Annotated in this window: 12 protein-coding genes; 5 read left to right on the top strand and 7 right to left on the bottom strand. The window is 62.6% G+C overall.

Annotation, left to right across the window (positions count from 1 at the left end):
• Positions 1–104: 104 nt before the first annotated feature.
• The 4 genes from FJ953_RS25115 to FJ953_RS25100 form a co-directional block, all read right to left on the bottom strand.
• Complete coding sequence (locus tag FJ953_RS25115; RefSeq protein ID WP_140625284.1) at positions 105–362, bottom strand: hypothetical protein; 258 nt, start codon at positions 360–362, stop codon at positions 105–107.
• 120 nt (positions 363–482) lie between these two features.
• The gene (locus FJ953_RS25110; protein WP_140625283.1) at positions 483–1,187 is read right to left on the bottom strand and encodes a DUF1223 domain-containing protein; all 705 of its coding nucleotides are present in this window, start codon (positions 1,185–1,187) and stop codon (positions 483–485) included.
• Between the two features lie 311 nt (positions 1,188–1,498).
• Positions 1,499–1,870: an endonuclease domain-containing protein gene (locus tag FJ953_RS25105; protein ID WP_140491726.1), complete on the bottom strand. Its 372-nt coding sequence runs from the start codon at positions 1,868–1,870 to the stop codon at positions 1,499–1,501.
• A 178-nt stretch (positions 1,871–2,048) separates the two neighbouring features.
• Complete coding sequence (locus tag FJ953_RS25100) at positions 2,049–3,128, bottom strand: TadE/TadG family type IV pilus assembly protein (protein ID WP_140625282.1); 1,080 nt, start codon at positions 3,126–3,128, stop codon at positions 2,049–2,051.
• A gap of 210 nt (positions 3,129–3,338) precedes the next feature.
• On the opposite strand from FJ953_RS25100, the gene lepA reads away from it, so the two are divergent.
• Complete coding sequence (lepA, locus tag FJ953_RS25095) at positions 3,339–5,144, top strand: translation elongation factor 4 (protein WP_140514160.1); 1,806 nt, start codon at positions 3,339–3,341, stop codon at positions 5,142–5,144.
• 6 nt (positions 5,145–5,150) lie between these two features.
• On the opposite strand, the gene FJ953_RS25090 is transcribed toward lepA, so the two are convergent.
• The 3 genes from FJ953_RS25090 to FJ953_RS25075 all read right to left on the bottom strand — a co-directional run bounded on the left by FJ953_RS25090 (position 5,151) and on the right by FJ953_RS25075 (position 11,893).
• The gene (locus tag FJ953_RS25090; RefSeq protein ID WP_140625281.1) at positions 5,151–8,231 is read right to left on the bottom strand and encodes an SIR2 family protein; all 3,081 of its coding nucleotides are present in this window, start codon (positions 8,229–8,231) and stop codon (positions 5,151–5,153) included.
• 970 nt (positions 8,232–9,201) lie between these two features.
• Complete coding sequence (locus tag FJ953_RS25080; RefSeq protein ID WP_140625279.1) at positions 9,202–10,842, bottom strand: ABC transporter substrate-binding protein; 1,641 nt, start codon at positions 10,840–10,842, stop codon at positions 9,202–9,204.
• A gap of 244 nt (positions 10,843–11,086) precedes the next feature.
• Positions 11,087–11,893, bottom strand: a complete 807-nt coding sequence (locus FJ953_RS25075) for an undecaprenyl-diphosphate phosphatase (protein ID WP_140524368.1) — start codon at positions 11,891–11,893, stop codon at positions 11,087–11,089.
• Positions 11,894–12,210: 317 nt separating this feature from the next.
• On the opposite strand from FJ953_RS25075, the gene FJ953_RS25070 reads away from it, so the two are divergent.
• The 4 genes from FJ953_RS25070 (at position 12,211) to mepA (ending at position 16,177) form a co-directional block, all read left to right on the top strand.
• Positions 12,211–12,903, top strand: coding sequence for a glutathione S-transferase family protein (locus tag FJ953_RS25070; RefSeq protein ID WP_140491712.1), 693 nt, complete (start codon positions 12,211–12,213; stop codon positions 12,901–12,903).
• Complete coding sequence (queG, locus tag FJ953_RS25065) at positions 12,884–14,038, top strand: tRNA epoxyqueuosine(34) reductase QueG (RefSeq protein WP_140625278.1); 1,155 nt, start codon at positions 12,884–12,886, stop codon at positions 14,036–14,038. The genes FJ953_RS25070 and queG overlap by 20 nt, the downstream gene beginning before the upstream one ends.
• Positions 14,035–14,937 (top strand): SDR family oxidoreductase, encoded by a 903-nt coding sequence (locus FJ953_RS25060; protein ID WP_140625277.1) that lies wholly within the window; start codon positions 14,035–14,037, stop codon positions 14,935–14,937. Before queG ends, FJ953_RS25060 begins: the two co-directional genes overlap by 4 nt.
• A gap of 154 nt (positions 14,938–15,091) precedes the next feature.
• The gene (gene mepA, locus FJ953_RS25055; protein WP_140625276.1) at positions 15,092–16,177 is read left to right on the top strand and encodes a penicillin-insensitive murein endopeptidase; all 1,086 of its coding nucleotides are present in this window, start codon (positions 15,092–15,094) and stop codon (positions 16,175–16,177) included.
• Positions 16,178–16,190: the final 13 nt, after the last annotated feature.

Here is a 16,190-nt window from a genome sequence, read left to right as displayed (position 1 = left end):
CCAGTCTATTGAATTAGCGGAGCCGGTGCGATGCGCGAGTTGCGGCGGAGGCTCACATTCTCGTGCGGCCCCAGCGGGTGCGTAACTCTCCGCCGCGGCTTGACCTAGTTGGCAGGCTTCATCGCATCCGTCGCCGGCTTCACGGCGTCCGCCGGTTTCATCGCATCGGCGGCGGGCTTCATGGCATTGGTGGCCATCGGGTCGGCCGGCTTCATCGCATCGGTTGCCGGTTTCATCGCGTCGGCGGCGGGTTTCATGGCGTTGGTGGCCTCGTCGGCACGGGCGATGCCGCCGGCCAGCAATGCCGTCGAGCACAAAGCGAGCGCGAGCGCCGGCAGCGTCAGGCGGGAAAGAACGGTCATGATGGTCTCCTTGGTTGGGTGGCGCGCCCTCGCGGCGGCCGGCTGTTGCGGCGCCGCAGGCGCGGCGTTGCGCAATTTCTGATGGTCTCTCCCCGCAAACGGGAAGTTCCCGGAGGCAAGCTAATCGGCGGCGGCGGCCAGGATCGGCCCGCCGCCGGGCGACTGCACCAGCACGGCGGTGCTGAGGCCATCGGCGGCGGCCGGCACGTCGAGCGTCGTGGCCTCTCCGGTCCAGCTGCCGAGCTTTTTCAGCGCATGCACGACATTGCCGTGCGGCAAGGTGCGGCCGGTGTTCTCGCCGCGCGCCACGGGCACCTCGACGACGCCCCTGGCATAGCGCACCAGCCAGATGTCGGCTTTGCCGCCCGGCACGCTCCCCGCGCCGATGCTGGCCTTGCCGCCATCGAGCGACAGCGACGGCCCCTTGATGCGGCCGCTCGCCGCAATCAGCCGCTCGATCTCGCCGGGCGCGGCGCCGACCGCGTCGGCATGGCCGTTGACCACCACCTGCGGCGTGAACGGCCCGTCACGGCCGAGCGGCGGCTCGTAGCTCACCTGGCGCTGCGTGAACTCCTGCCGGCCGAAAATGTCCTTCCAGCCGAGATAGTCCCAGTAGGTGACGTTGAAGGACAGCGCCAGCACGCCAGGCTGGTCCTTGACCTTGATCAGATTGGCATTGGCCGGCGGGCAGGACGAGCAGCCCTGGCTGGTGAACAGCTCGACAACGGTAAGCGGTTGCGCCGCGGCCGCACCGACCGACGCCGCGAGCGCAAGCGCGCCCAGGCTGGACACTGCGAGGGACCTGCTACGTTTGGCTTGCGACATGGATTGCTCCGTGGGCGACGGCGCCGCGATGCGCCGCTGATGTCCCCACTTCGCCGCCAATTATCGCTTCGTTACAGCGCTCACCGGTTTGTGATTGAGCGCCAGCGGGTTCTTCCTTCTCCCCCTGTGGGAGAAGGTGGATCGGCGCGCAGCGCCGAGACGGTTGAGGGGTGTTCCAGCGGAGTGAGACGTTGGCGTTTCCTGGAACAGCCCTCATCCGACCTCGCTTCGCCAGGCCACCGCCCGGGGGCGAGCCACGCGTCCCGCCCCGTCCTTCGGACCCCACAAGGGGAGAAGGGAAAACGGCGCCACTATCTCCAGGGCTGCAGACTTCTGTCCCGCACATAGGCGATGATCGTGTCGCAAACGGCATTCATCTCTTTCAGGACATCGTCGTTCCAGAAGCGCAGAACGCGAAAACCCCTAGCCTCCAGCTCGGCCTTGCGGATCCGGTCAGCATCCGAGTCCGCGTGTTGGCTGCCGTCGATCTCGATAATCAGCCCGGCTTCGAGGCAAACGAAATCGGCAATGTATTTTCCAAAAGGAACCTGGCGCCTGAATTTGATCCGGTCCAGTCTGCGGTCTCGCAGTTCCTGCCAAAGCCTGTCTTCCGCTTCCGTCATGTCACGGCGGAGTGAGCGAGCAAAGTTGCGCTTGGCGGGGGTGACGGGTTGGTGCGGCATGGCGCCAGACTAGTCGAACGCTGCGATCCGTCTATAGCCCCGGCGGACGGGACGAGGCCGAGCGCAAAAGGGCTGTTCCAGCGGAGTGAGGCGTTGGCGTTGCCTGGAACACCCCTCATCCGACCTCGCTTCGCGAGGCCACCTTCTCCCACAAGGGGAGAAGGAAGAAGCCGCAGTGTCACTGCGTCAGCACCGTTTGCGAGGGGCGCTGGTTGAAGTCGCATTTGCCCATCACGGTGTAGAAGAAGTCGGCGTTGACGACAGGCGCCGGCACGGCCGAGCCGCCGTCTTCCCAGGCCTGGTAGCCCGTCTGGCCGCACGGCACGGCGGTGAAGATATCGACGGTCTGGCCCGTGGCGATTTCGGGCATGTCGGTCGGGCTGGTGCCGATATAGAGCCGGTTCGAGGTGTTCGGATCGTTCGACCTCAGCGTGGTCGGCTGGGCTGGTTTGGCCGTCGCGGCGGAAGGCACGTTCATCTCCAGATAGAGCTGGTCCATCTGGCTGACGTCGATGACCGCGCCGGTGCTGTTGGCCGGCGTGGTGGTGCAGACGGTCTGCCGCATGACGCCGTTGCCGTCGGTGCTGGTGATGGCGCCAGAGGGCGTGTTGTCGAAATTGGCGACCGTCGTGGTGTTGCACACCTGCTGCTGCACCTGGGTAAGCGTGGTGCCGCTGACGGTTGAGACGGTGGTGGTGCCATAGCCCTTGGGATCGCCGCCCTTGTTGTAGACATAGCTGATCTGCATCAGCTTCTGCTTCGTGGTCGAGCCAAATCGCGTGCCGTAGAGATACATCGTCTTGTCCCACCAGCCCGACGCCTTCTCGATCTTGAAGGTGGTCTGCACCAGGGCCGCCGCCTTGTTGACCGCCGAGGTGACGCCGACCGGCACGGTGTCGATCCTGGCGATCTGCATGAAGTCGGTCGGCATGGCGAAGCTCGCGGAAGCCTGCGCCGTGGCGGTGCCGTTGGCCGCGATGGTGAAGCTCACCAGCGTGGCGGTGCCTTGCCCGCCATTGGCGGCAAAGGTGTCCCGGAGCATCTGCTGGCGGGCCGCCAGCGCCGTCGTCTTCGGCAGCGTGGTGATGGCCAGCGTCGCCGCGTCGAGCGCCTGCTGCATGTTGGAGCGGGTCTGGACCGCCGATGTATAGTCGACCGAGAAGCCGACCACGGTGACCAGCGGCACCAGGCTGATGAAGAACAGCGGCATCATCGAGCCGCCGCGAGAGCGGGCGAACCTTCCTGCAAGCCCCGGCATTTTTTCTTACCCCAAAAAACGGTTACCTGCGGGGGAACTAACATGCGCCGGCAAACCGGGGTCTAAGAGGATCGTTCAAAGTTTAAGCATCCGGCCGCCCCCGCCCGCTGTTTCGGGCTTTCGCACCCGGTTCACCGCTTTGTGATCGCCAAGGGGGCCCTTGCGCCGCAAGCCTTGCCGCCGCTTGCCGCCCCTGCTAAAGCGCGCGGCATGAGCACGCCCCTCGACCATATCAGGAATTTCTCCATCGTCGCCCATATCGACCATGGCAAATCCACCCTTGCCGACCGCCTGATCCAGCTCACCGGCGGGCTGGAGCTGCGCGACATGAAGGAGCAGGTGCTGGACTCGATGGACATCGAGCGCGAGCGCGGCATCACCATCAAGGCGCAGACGGTGCGATTGAAGTACCGCGCCAACAATGGCGAGGACTATATCCTCAACCTCATCGACACGCCCGGCCATGTCGACTTCGCCTATGAAGTGTCGCGCTCGCTCGCCGCCTGCGAGGGCTCGCTGCTGGTGGTCGACGCCTCTCAGGGCGTCGAAGCCCAGACGCTCGCCAATGTCTACCAGGCCATCGACAACAACCACGAGATCGTCGTGGTGCTGAACAAGGTCGACCTGCCGGCCGCCGAGCCCGAGCGCATCCGCGAGCAGGTCGAGGAGGTGATCGGCATCGACGCTTCCAACGCCGTGCTGATCTCGGCCAAGACCGGCCTTGGCATTCCCGATGTGCTCGAAGCCATCGTCCACCAATTGCCGCCGCCGCGCGAGGGCGACGCGACCGCGCCCTTGAAGGCGATGCTGGTCGACAGCTGGTACGACGCCTATCTCGGCGTCATCGTTTTGGTGCGCGTCATCGACGGCGTGCTGAAAAAGGGCCAGACCATCCGCATGATGGGCACCGGCGCCAAGTACCTGGTCGAGCGCACCGGCGTGTTCACGCCCGCCCGCATCAATGTCGAGGAGCTCGGCCCCGGCGAGTTCGGCTTCTTCACCGGCTCGATCAAGGAAGTGGCAGACACCCGCGTCGGCGACACCATCACCGAGGACAAGCGCCAGACCGCGCATGCCCTGCCCGGCTTCAAGCCGGCGCAGCCGGTGGTGTTCTGCGGCCTGTTCCCGGTCGACGCCGCCGATTTCGAGGATCTGCGCGCCGCCGTCGGCAAGCTGCGTCTCAACGACGCCTCCTTCTCCTATGAAATGGAAACCAGTGCCGCGCTCGGCTTCGGCTATCGCTGCGGCTTCCTTGGCTTGCTGCATCTGGAAATCATCCAGGAGCGGCTGGAGCGCGAGTTCAACCTCGACCTGATCGCCACGGCACCCAGCGTCGTCTACCGGCTGCTGCTCAATGACGGCTCGGTGAAGGAGCTGCACAACCCGGCCGACATGCCCGACGTGGTGAAGATCTCGGCCATCGAGGAGCCGTGGATCCGCGCCACCATCCTGACCCCCGACGACTATCTCGGCGGCATCCTGAAACTCTGCCAGGACCGGCGCGGCATCCAGGCCGACCTCTCCTATGTCGGCAAGCGCGCCATGCTGACCTACGACCTGCCGCTCAACGAAGTGGTGTTCGATTTCTACGACCGCCTGAAGTCGATCTCCAAGGGCTACGCCTCGTTCGACTATCACCTCACCGACTACCGCGAGGGCGACCTGGTGAAGATGTCGATCCTGGTCAACGAGGAGCCGGTCGACGCGCTCTCCATGCTGGTCCACCGCACCGCGGCGGAAAAGCGCGGCCGCCAGATGTGCGAGAAGCTGAAGGAGCTGATCCCGCACCATCTGTTCAAGATCCCGATCCAGGCCGCGATCGGCGGCAAGGTCATCGCCCGCGAAACCATCTCCGCCCTGCGCAAGGACGTGACGGCCAAATGCTACGGCGGCGACGTGAGCCGCAAGCGCAAGCTGCTGGACAAGCAGAAGGAAGGCAAGAAGCGGATGCGGCAGTTCGGCAAGGTGGATATCCCGCAGGAGGCGTTTATTCAGGCCTTGAAGATGGGGGATTAAGGGACTTTAAAGATCGCTTTCTCTGCCGAAAAACCAGGCTACGCAATATCGCTCGGACTCGACCTCATCCGTCTCCGCTACCTTAATTGCCAACTCCGGTCTTGACGCAACCAAAGCCATCAGGCGTGATTCGCGAACCGGAGATGTCATCTCCCATATCTTCATCGCAGCCTTTAAAAACTTGGCTGCGTCGGCAAGAGCATTCTTGGTTGCGAATACCTCGCCAATCCATTGGCGCACATATCCTCGATTGCTTACTGCCCGACCCGCCTCATCTTTCTCAATCAGCAATGCCGATTTTCGATAGCATACCAAAGCGGTATCCACTTGGCCCATAAGCTGGAGACACCTCCCAATATTCCCGTAGTAAGAGCCGTCTACTTTTTCGTCCAAGTCGTCTGGATCTAACGCAGCCTCAATCGCTCTGCCCTTCAAAAAAAACGTTAGCGCAGGATCGATGTCTCCGCTGTCCCTGCGAGCCAGCGCAAGGTTATGGCGACTATCGAAGACCGTGTCAGTATTCGCCTTCGACTTCAACCTATCGCCTTCCTCACCCCATTTAATAGATTCTTTGAATTCGCCGATAACCCATTCTAAGTAGCAAAACATATCGCAGTAATTAATATAGCGAGCACTCTTCCCCTCAATAGTCTCTCTATATTGAGCAAGAAACCTACGCGCTTCATCCACCCGTCCCAAGTCTGCTAAAACGCTCGTGTAAGCAGTAGCGATCCTGTCGAACGCCTCGTAGGACGAGTGATTCGCCCAAATATCTTGAGAGAAAAGAATTCCGCAAACGCGCACGAATTCCCGGCTATTGAGCTGGTATAGGCCGCTTCGGAGGACCTCTCCAATAAGATTGAACGCAGGGTCAAATTTGCCCGCAGACACGTGGAGCTCAATGCTTTCAACCCAGTTTTGCAATTCCTGGACTGTCAAATTTGCTCGAGATAGACCCAATCTTACGGCGAAGAACCGTTCGTAATAGTCAATAATGATGTCGATCACACTTCGCCTGTCAGCAAGCGAGAACGTCTTCTTTATGAATTCTTTAACAACCGGATGGAGTTCAATATGGTCTCTGATGCTACCTGAAGATTTGACAACAATTAAATTCAGACTTCTCAAGGTAGAAAGTGCTCGTCCTACTTTGTTGAAATTTAGCTGACCCTCTAAAAAACTCGCAAGCTCCACCTCCGTAGTAGGACGAACACACTCCGCTAACGTTCGTAACACAGTTTGCTCACGTTCCCGAAGCATATTCCATATAGATTGAAGTGTTTCCATCGGAATCCCACGACTACCTTCAGATGAGGAGCTTAGAATTTGTCTCAACGGAGCTTCCGAGTGAGTGGCGACTTGAGCCGCAAGAAGGTCCAGCCAGAGGGCGTGCCCCTCTGTAACGCCATGAGCAAATTCTATATCCGTGAGATCCGAATTTGCCGATCTCTTACCAAACAGCGCTATTGTGGAGTTAAGATCCAATCCCACAAGACGGATACTTTGCGTGCCGTGTCGCGTGTCCCGTATATTGCCGCGACAGGTAAATAGAAATTTCGATTGTACCCTGGAAGCTATAATTTTTTCGACAAAACAAGCTGGACTTCCAACTAACCTCTCATGTTCCATATCGACGTAGTGATCCACATTATCGAAGACGAACAAGATATGTCTGTCTGACAATGTCTTAATAAAGAGCGTAAAGAGCTCGTCGGAAGACAATTTCGACAAAGTCGAAAACGTGAACGTATTGCCACTTAAAGCAACAACAATCCGAACTACTTGCGTCTCGAAGCGTTCGGCCTCTTCTTTGCAGTCGCGCCAAACACAATGTTCAAACTTGCTGTTAGAGAGACTGTCGTTGAAAAATGTAGCTGCAAGAGCAGACTTTCCCTGGCCACCAATTCCGGTGATATAACACACATCATACTGCTGGCGCACTAACTGTGCCAGCTGGTCATCCCTACCAACATAGAAATCCACGGTCGGCGGGCGATCATCTTCGGAAGGGCCAAGCAGGGCGAACCGCCTATTCACCTGCTCGATCGGAGGCCGCTCATTATACTCCTGCTGCAGCCGTTGAGATGGAATGAAGATAGGTCCTTTGTGGGTCGCAGCTGCCGGCCTTGGTGACTCCTGCGAGAGCCGAGCGACAATGTCAGGGAAAAGACGATTACAATCTACGTTTGAGTAAACCGTAACACGCCCTCGATCTATTAGCGGCCCCAGCGCCTTCTCCAAATGGCTCGGAACAGAGCCGTGAAGGGCCCATAGGACTTCTGGATATGCTCCATCGTCATTCACGATGTCTGCTAGTGAAGAATTAAACACGTCATCCCACCCCCCATACCCGCAAACAAGTATTGGATCGTTTCGTATCACGGCGCCGAGCGAAGCTTTTAAACGCGGGCGGTTCTGCATCAATTGGTGTTGAGTGTGGAGCGTGTCAGAGCCCCACCAATACCCATGCAGGTGAGCTATGTTAGTTCCCTCGCCTGCAGCTTGCCCCAGATTGCCGTCTCGGTGGAAGATGCTTCGGAAGCAATGGCCACCGCTTCGGCGTATTCCTATTTCAATCAGGGGGTCGAAGTTTGTCGTTATAATGGTATGCCCGAAGAAGTCTGAGTATGTGCTCGCTAACGTCCCAATCGCGGTTAGAGCTGGTGTCAAATACCATGAATCCCAATCTGCCTCGAGAGATAGGAATGATTGGGCGGCAGTGTTTTCGTCAGGCTTATAGTTCGTGATATCATCTAGCATCCGATGTGGCGCACGGGAATTCCAGACGGCAGATCTAACAACTGAATTTGCAGCATTTTGCCCGCGACGAGGGATAAGAAATTCAAAAGCGGAAATATAGCTATTGTCACTAGCAGAAATGTAGCTAGAAAATTCCGATCTTTTAGCTGAGAAGTACGTTTCTTCGATGTGTCGTACAATCCCGCTGGTATTATACACACCGGGCCCGCCAGGATACATTGGAGCGCTGACTGCTGAACCGAGGACCATCGTCACTCGTTGCGGTGTGGCGAGTATTCCGTCCGTTAGGCGTTCAACCAAGGCGTCATATGGGGATACGAGCATCATTCCTCGTCGATATCAGAAAACGTCAACAACATCCCGAATTCTTGAATCTTGTAACAGCTTTTTAAACTGTATCGGCGGTAGGATCATTTGCAGCGCTTGCCTGGTCATCGGGTTTCAGTTGACTCGCTCATCCCGAGGTAACTTGGGATACGAAATGAGTGCTCTGTGAGAGCACTCACCCTGGAGTATTTTCCGCACGATCTGGGAAGACATCACGTATATTCCGCTCCACCGCGCCGCTGCGCGAAACGCTCTGGACGATCGAGGACGTGGCATTCGCGATGGCAACCGCGCTGTTGACGATGAAATACCAGCCGCTGGACAATGACTGCGTCGCGGCCGAGTTCCTGGCCCCTTCGCGGGCGAGACACTGCTGCTGGCCGACAATGCGGCGGGGCTGGAGACCAGCGTGCCCTCCGATGCCGGCGCCATCACGGTGTAGGCGGCGGCGCTCGCGTGGTGAGCGGTGCCAGCAATTTTGTGCTCTGGATGCAGCTCACCGCGTTGAGGGCGCGCTTCAATTTCAGGCGTCGGCGCTGCCCCTCATCTGGCTGCCGCCATCTTCTCCCCGTAAACGGGGCGAAGGATGCTGTCTTCGCCGCTTTCGCCAATCGCCGGCGTTGCAGGGATAAAGCCGGCGTTGCGGCCAGCTTGCCTTCTCCCCTTGTGGGAGAAGGTGGATCGGCGCGCAGCGCCGAGACGGTTGAGGGGTGTTCCAGCGGAGTGAGGCGTTGGGATTTTCTGGTTCGGTTCGCTGTTGACGTGGCGCCAAGCTGGAGCACCCCTCATCCGACCTCGCTTCGCGAGGCCACCGCCCTGGGGCGAGCCACGGGTCTCGCCCCGTCCTTCGGACCCCACAAGGGGAGAAGGGAAGACCAGCGTCGGCGTCCCCAGCCCTTCGCAGGCTCAGGGCGTTCGAGGCTCGAAAAGCCAAGCAATTGGCTTTTCGTCCGCTGACGCGGACCGCCTCTCACCCCTCCAACCAAACCTTCTCGAAATGCTGCTCCAGCGCCTGGTGCTGCTCGCACCCTTCCACCCCTTTGCGATAGGTCCGGTAGACCGAGCGCCAGTAGGGTTGGATGATGATGCCGGAATCGCGCAAATTCTTCTCGATGCCGGCCATGATCTCCTTGCGCTGGGCGGCGTCGGGGGTGGCGAGCGCCTTGTCGAGCAGTTCGTCGAACTCCTTGTTGGCGTAGGCGCTTTCGTTCCAGGCGGCGCCGGATTTGTACGCCAGCGCCAGCACCTGGACGCCGAGCGGGCGGCCGAGCCATTCGGTACAGGAGAAGGGATATTTGCTCCAGTCGTTCCAGAAGGTGGCGGCGGGCAGCACGGTGCGCTTGATCTTGAGGCCGGCCTCGCGCATCTGCGCCGCTATGGCGTCGCCGGTGCTCTTCTGCCATTCGACGTCGACCGAGATGAGGTCATATTCATGGTCGGCCTTGCCGGACTCGGCCAGCAGCTTCTTCGAGGCGTCCACGTCGCGCTTGGCCGGGCCGATATCGGCATATTCTGGGTGCATGGGGCCGACATGGTGGTTGTCGGCGGGCTTGCCGCGGCCGCCGAGGCCGAGCGCCAGCACGGCCGAATTGTCGACGGCGAGCTGGGCGGCGCGGCGCACCTTGACGTCGTCATAGGGCGCGTTGGCGACATTGAAGCGGGCGACGATGGTGGAGCCGGTGGCGATCTCGGAATTCTTCAGGCCCATTTGCTCGGTCTGCGAGACGGCATCGGAGGCGGTCTCGTGGTCGGTGTCGATCTCGCCGGATTCGAACGCCGACAGCATGGCGTTGGGGTCGGAGCCGTAGTCGATCCACTGGATCCCATCCAGGTGGAATTCGCCCTTCCACCACGGCTTGTCCTTGCGCTTCACCTCGGCTCCCGTCTCGGCATCCCACTTCACCAGCTCGCAAGGGCCGGTGGTGATCGAAAGTGCCTTCAGCGGATCGCCGTCGCCATCATAGGAGCGGTGCATGATCAAAGCGGGATAGTCGGCCATGCCGGCGATCAGCGAAATGTCCGGCTTGGGCAGGTTGAGCTTGATGGTGTGGTCGTCGACCTTCTCGATGCCGCCATCGACCACCTTCTTGGTGTCGGCATTGACCAGCGCGCCCATGCGCGCGGCGACCGAATTGCCGGCAACGCCGGCCTCGCACCAGCGGGTGAGGTTGTGGACGACATCGTCGGCGTCGAAGGCGTCGCCGTTCGACCAGGAGATGCCCTTGCGCACATGAAGCGTGAGCGTCTTGGCGTCGTCGCTCATCTCCCATTTTTCGAGCAGCCAGGGCTCGAAGGAGAAATCGGTGTTCCAGCGCACGAGATATTCGTTGCAGTGCCGCGCGACGTTGGACATTTCGACGCCGTCGAAGGTGCGCGGATCCTTGAAACCCTTGACGTTCATGGCCACGCGCAGCACGCCGCCCTTCTTGGGCTCCGCCGCGCGGGCGGGCGTGGGCGCCAGCCCGCCCAGGGCAAAAGCGCCGGCGGCGCTGACGCCGAGCCCGGCCATCAGCGCAAAATATTCGCGCCGGTTGATGGCGCCGCTCCTGAAATCCTCGGCGACGGGTTTGGCTTTCGGGTGCAGTTTCCTGCCGGTCAGCATGAATTTCATCGTCGTTCCCTCTCATTGGGCGCCCGGCCGACCGCCTGCGCGGGGGCGGATGCGGCTCGCCGGACGCCATTGCCTGAGGGATGATAGGGCGAGCTTACGCAGCGGAGTGTTCTGGAATCCGCAGGACTTGTGCGCTGCTCCGCAGGAGGTTCGCATGAAGGGGGCGCGCGAAGGCCTTCACCTTCGTCATCCACGGGCCTGCGCGGCGTCGCTGCGCTCCTTGCTTCGCCCGTGGATGACGAGGTCACCCCCAGATCATCAGCGCGGCGAGCCCGACGATGCCGACCACCAGCCGCCACCAGCCGAACAGCGCATAGCCCTTGCGCGAGACGTAATCGAGCAGCAGGCGCACCACGAGCAGCGCGGTGACGAAGGCGGCGACGAAGCCGACGGCGATGATCGGCAGGTCGGCCGACGTCAGCACGTTGCGGTTCTTGAACAGGTCGAAGGCGAAGGCGCCGACCATGGTGGGGATGGCGAGGAAGAAGGAAAATTCCGCCGCCGCCCGCTTGTCGACGCCAAGCAGCAGCGCGCCGACGATGGTCGAGCCCGAGCGCGAGGTGCCGGGGATCAGCGACAGGCACTGGAACAGCCCGATCTGCAGGTAAAGCCGGGTCGGGAAGCGTTCGACGTCGCGGTACATCGGCTTGAGCTTCATGCGGTCGACGGCGAGCAGCACCACGCCGCCGATGATCAGCATGATGCAGATCAGCCGCGGCGATTCGAACAGGATGGTCTTGATGAAATCATGCGCCAGCGCACCGATGATGGCCGCCGGCAGGAAGGCGATGAGGATGCCGATGACGAAATGCCGCGTCAGCCGGTCATGCGGCAGGTCGAGCAGCATCTGCCACAAGCGCCGGAAATAGACGCTCAGAATGGCCAGGATGGCGCCGAGCTGGATCAGGATCTCGAAGGCCTTGCCGGTCGAGTGGAAGCCGAGAAAATGGCCGGCGAGCAGGATATGGCCGGTCGAGGACACCGGAATGAACTCGGTCAATCCCTCCAAGAGACCGAGCAGCAGGGCTTCGACGATTGTCTGGCTTTCCATTGGCTACCTCGGCATTCGCTGGATGGGCTGACAGGGCTTGCTTGTCATGGCGCCGAACTCCCCCTATAGGTCGCAACACCCTGACGGCCCGCTTACCGGGCGGCCAAGACTTACCGGTGCGCCCGGCGATTCGCCAGTGTGGCAATCCGGAATTCGCCACACCCGGGAGGAGCGCGATGCGCGAATTCCGGATTCTGAGCCACACTGCCAACTTTAGTTCTGGTGTGGTTTGGATTTGAAGTTCCTGAACGCGGATGCCGTTGAGGGGACAGGAACTTCAAATCCAAACCACCAGTGCGCTTTATCATCGCGGAACCATGCTGACGCTTTTCCATCATCCCATGTTCGCCTCCTGCCGGTTCGTGCGCCTCGCTTTCGGCGAGTATGGCGAGGAGCTGGCGCTGATCGAGGAGAAGCCGTGGACGCGGCGCAAGGAGTTCTTGGCGCTGAACCCGGCCGGCACGCTGCCGATCCTTTTGGCCGAGGGCGACGTGCCGATCGTCGGCGCCACGGTCATCTCGGAATATCTCGACGAGACGCGCGGCGTCCTGAAGCGCGACAAGCGCCTGTTCGCCGAGGACCCGATGCAGCGCGCCGAGATCCGCCGGCTGACCGACTGGTATCTCCACAAGGCCGAGAGCGAGGTCACCCGGCATCTGGTGCGCGAGCGCGTGCTGAAGCCGGTCATGCCGGAAACCGCCGGCGGCGGCTCGCCCGATTCGGCCGCCATCCGCGCGGCGCGGGCCAACATCCGCCAGCACATGAAATATACCAACTGGCTGGCCGGCACCCGCCACTGGCTGGCCGGCTCGAGGGTCACCTATGCCGACCTTGCCGCCGCCGCCACCCTTTCGGTGCTCGACTATCTCGGCGAGATCGACTGGCGCGAGCACACTGCCGCGCGCGAATGGTACACGCGGGTCAAGTCGCGGCCTTCGTTCCGGCCGCTCTTGACCGACCGGGTGCGCGGCCTGTCGCCGGTGTCGCATTATGCGGACCTCGACTTCTGACGCCGCAAAACTGCGCGCGCTGATCGACGCGCAGGCGCGACGCGCCGGTTTCGAGGCGGTCGCCGTCACCACCCCCGATGCGATCCCGCTGGCGCCGGCCCGGCTCGCTGCCTTCGTCGCGGACGGGTTCCACGGCTCCATGGGCTGGATCGCCGAGACGCTGCAACGCCGCAGCGAGCCGTCAAGCCTGTGGCCGCAGGTGCGTTCGATCGTCGTGCTGGCGATGAATTACGGGCCGGACCACGATCCGCGCGACCTGTTGGCCAGGCGCGACCGGGGCGCGATCTCGGTCTACGCGCAAAACCGCGACTATCATGACGTGATGAAGGGCCGGCTGAAGGAAATCGCCGGCAAGATCGTGGCGCGGGCGGGAGGCGACGTCAAAGTCTTCGTCGACACCGCACCCGTCATGGAAAAGCCGCTGGCCGAGGCCGCCGGGCTCGGCTGGCAAGGCAAGCACACCAATCTGGTCAGCCGGCAGCACGGTTCCTGGCTGTTCCTCGGCACCATTTTCACAACCGCCGAACTGGTCCCCGACATGCCGGAGGAGGACCATTGCGGCTCCTGCCGCGCCTGCCTCGACGCCTGCCCGACCGATGCCTTCCCGGCGCCCTACCGGCTCGATGCGCGGCGCTGCATCTCCTATCTCACCATCGAGAACAAGGAGCCGATCCCGCATGAATTCCGCGAGGCGATCGGCAACCGCATCTATGGCTGCGACGACTGTCTCGCCGCCTGCCCATGGAACAAGTTCGCCAAGGTGGCGTCCGAGGCCAAGCTCGCCGCGCGCGACGATCTACGCGAGCCGGCGCTGGCCGATCTTCTGCGGCTGGACGACGCGGCCTTTCGCGCGTTCTTTTCCGGTTCGCCGATCAAGCGCATCGGCCGCGACCGCTTTGTCCGCAACGTGCTGATCGCCGCCGGCAATTCCCGCGATGCCGCGCTTGCCGGCGCCGTGCGCGCCTTGCTAGCCGACGCCTCGCCGCTGGTGCGGGGCGCGGCAATATGGGCGCTGGCGCGGCTGGTGCCCGAGGCCGAATATGCCGAACGCGCCGCGACCGGCCTGGAAACCGAGAGCGACGCGGCCGTGCGCGAGGAATGGGCGCGGCCGATTCCAGCCAGGGCGCCTGCATGAGTGAAAAGCGGATATTCATCTTCGGCGCCGGCTATTCGGGTCAGGCTTTTGCGCGCGCCAACCGGGATTCCGCCACGACGGTCCGCGGCACGACGCGCTCCGCGGAGAAATTCGAGGCGCTCCGCCAGGCCGGCATCGCGCCGCTGCTGTTCGATGGCGCGCTGACCGGCGAAATCAGCGATGCGCTGGCGACAACAACCCATCTGGTGATCTCGATCGCGCCCGAGGAGGCCGGCGATCCCGTGCTGAATGCCGCCCGCGAGGCGATCGTGCGGATGCCCGCGCTCGAATGGGTCGGCTATCTCTCCACCGTCGGTGTCTATGGCGACCATGGCGGCGCCTGGGTCGACGAGACGGCGCAATGCCGGCCGGTGTCGAAACGCTCGGCGATGCGCGTGGCGGCCGAGCAGGACTGGCTGCGGCTTGGCCGCGAGATCGGCCGGCCGGTGGCGGTGCTGCGGCTCTCCGGCATCTACGGCCCCGGCCGCAACGCCCTGGTCAATCTGGAAAACGCCACCGCGCGGCGGCTGGTCAAGCCCGGCCAGGTGTTCAACCGCATCCATTGCGACGACATAGCCGGCGCGCTGTGGCATCTCATCGGGGATAATACAGGCGGCATCTTCAACGTCACCGACGATGAGCCCGCGCCGCCGCAGGACGTCGTGGGCTACGCCGCCGCGCTGATGGGCATCACGCCGCCGCCCGAAATTCCCTTCGAGGCCGCCCAACTTTCGCCCATGGCGCGGTCCTTCTATGGCGAGAACAAGCGCGTCGCCAACGCGGCGCTCAAGGCGGCGGGCTACCGGTTCCGCTTCCCGGGCTACCGCGCCGCCTTCGACCATATGTGGGCAAGCGGCGACTGGCGCGACGGCGCGCCGCGCAGCCCGATGAAGCGCTGACGCATGCCGGGAAGCACGTGACACGGTTCGGTCGGAATGCCTCGGAAAAGAAAACAGGGCGGTTGACCGGTTTGTGAAAAACGGAACCGCTCCGGCGATCGAAGCAACGTCCATTGCGTGCTATGATTCGGGCTTGGGTTTGCGGCGGGGGTTCATGGAGACAGCGATGCGGCTCGGCAAGCGTTCAGAGCTGGCGGCGGCTTTTGGCCTGCTCGCCCTCACAAGTCTCGCCGTGCGGCCGGCAATGGCCGAGGAACGGGCAAAGGACCTGTTCGGCGCGATGAAACTGCCGGCTGCGACCGCCCCGCAATCCTTCGGCTTCTACTCCAAGGGCTGCTTTGCCGGCGGCGTCGCCATCCCCATGGACGGCCCGACCTGGCAGGTGATGCGGCCGTCGCGCAATCGCCGCTGGGGCCATCCGGCGATGATCGCGCTGGTCGAGAAACTGTCGCGCGATGCCGTCGCCGACGGCTGGCCGGGCCTTTTGATCGGCGACATCGCGCAGCCGCGCGGCGGCCCGATGCTGACGGGCCATGCCTCGCATCAGATCGGGCTCGATGCCGACATCTGGCTGACGCCGATGCCCCGCCGGCCGCTGTCGATGGCGCGGCGCGAGACGATGAGCGCGACCTTGATGGTCGACGAAAAGACGCATCTGGTGAAGGACGCGCTGTGGACGTCGGCGCATACGCGGCTTTTGAAGCGCGCGGCGAGCTATCCCGAGGTCGAGCGCATCCTGGTCAATCCCGGCATCAAGAAGAAGCTCTGCGACACCGTCAGGGGCGACCGCTCCTGGCTGCGCAAGATCAGGCCGTTCTGGGGCCACGACTATCACTTCCACATGCGCATCGGCTGCCAGCCGGGCTCGCCCAACTGCAAGGCGCAGGAAGCGACCCCGGCCGACGACGGCTGCGGCAAGCCGCTGGCCTGGTGGTTCACGCAGGAACCGTGGCGGCCCAACAAGAACCCGGATGCGCCCAAGGCGCGCGATCTGATGACGATGGCGAACCTGCCGAGAGAATGCCGCGCCGTGCTCGACGCGCCCGGGCCGGCCTCGGTCGAGGCCGCCACCTATCATGGCGGCGCCGTGCCGGTCGCGGTCGCCGCGCCCGAACCCGAAGCGCCGTCGCTGCCCGCCACCGCGGCCAGCGGCACGGCCGGCCTGCCGGGCATGGTGAACGCCTTCACCGCGACGCCCGAGATCGGCGTGCCGGTGCCGCGGCCACGGCCGGGAAACTGACCGCGTGATTTGA

Source organism: Mesorhizobium sp. B2-3-6 (assembly GCF_006442305.1).
In the GTDB taxonomy this organism is placed as follows: domain Bacteria; phylum Pseudomonadota; class Alphaproteobacteria; order Rhizobiales; family Rhizobiaceae; genus Mesorhizobium.
Note: the sequence above shows the minus strand (reverse complement) of the source record. Positions and strands in the feature narration are given on the sequence as shown.

Bases quoted from the DNA above. Each gene is read 5' to 3' on its own strand.
- FJ953_RS25110 (WP_140625283.1), bottom strand. From the start codon at position 1,187: ATGTCGCAAGCCAAACGTAGCAGGTCCCTCGCAGTGTCCAGCCTGGGC.
- lepA (WP_140514160.1), top strand. From the start codon at position 3,339: ATGAGCACGCCCCTCGACCATATCAGGAATTTCTCCATCGTCGCCCAT.
- FJ953_RS25090 (WP_140625281.1), bottom strand. From the start codon at position 8,231: ATGATGCTCGTATCCCCATATGACGCCTTGGTTGAACGCCTAACGGAC.
- FJ953_RS25070 (WP_140491712.1), top strand. From the start codon at position 12,211: ATGCTGACGCTTTTCCATCATCCCATGTTCGCCTCCTGCCGGTTCGTG.
- FJ953_RS25115 (WP_140625284.1), bottom strand. From the start codon at position 362: ATGACCGTTCTTTCCCGCCTGACGCTGCCGGCGCTCGCGCTCGCTTTG.
- FJ953_RS25060 (WP_140625277.1), top strand. From the start codon at position 14,035: ATGAGTGAAAAGCGGATATTCATCTTCGGCGCCGGCTATTCGGGTCAG.
- mepA (WP_140625276.1), top strand. From the start codon at position 15,092: ATGGAGACAGCGATGCGGCTCGGCAAGCGTTCAGAGCTGGCGGCGGCT.
- FJ953_RS25080 (WP_140625279.1), bottom strand. From the start codon at position 10,842: ATGAAATTCATGCTGACCGGCAGGAAACTGCACCCGAAAGCCAAACCC.
- FJ953_RS25105 (WP_140491726.1), bottom strand. From the start codon at position 1,870: ATGCCGCACCAACCCGTCACCCCCGCCAAGCGCAACTTTGCTCGCTCA.
- queG (WP_140625278.1), top strand. From the start codon at position 12,884: ATGCGGACCTCGACTTCTGACGCCGCAAAACTGCGCGCGCTGATCGAC.
- FJ953_RS25100 (WP_140625282.1), bottom strand. From the start codon at position 3,128: ATGCCGGGGCTTGCAGGAAGGTTCGCCCGCTCTCGCGGCGGCTCGATG.
- FJ953_RS25075 (WP_140524368.1), bottom strand. From the start codon at position 11,893: ATGGAAAGCCAGACAATCGTCGAAGCCCTGCTGCTCGGTCTCTTGGAG.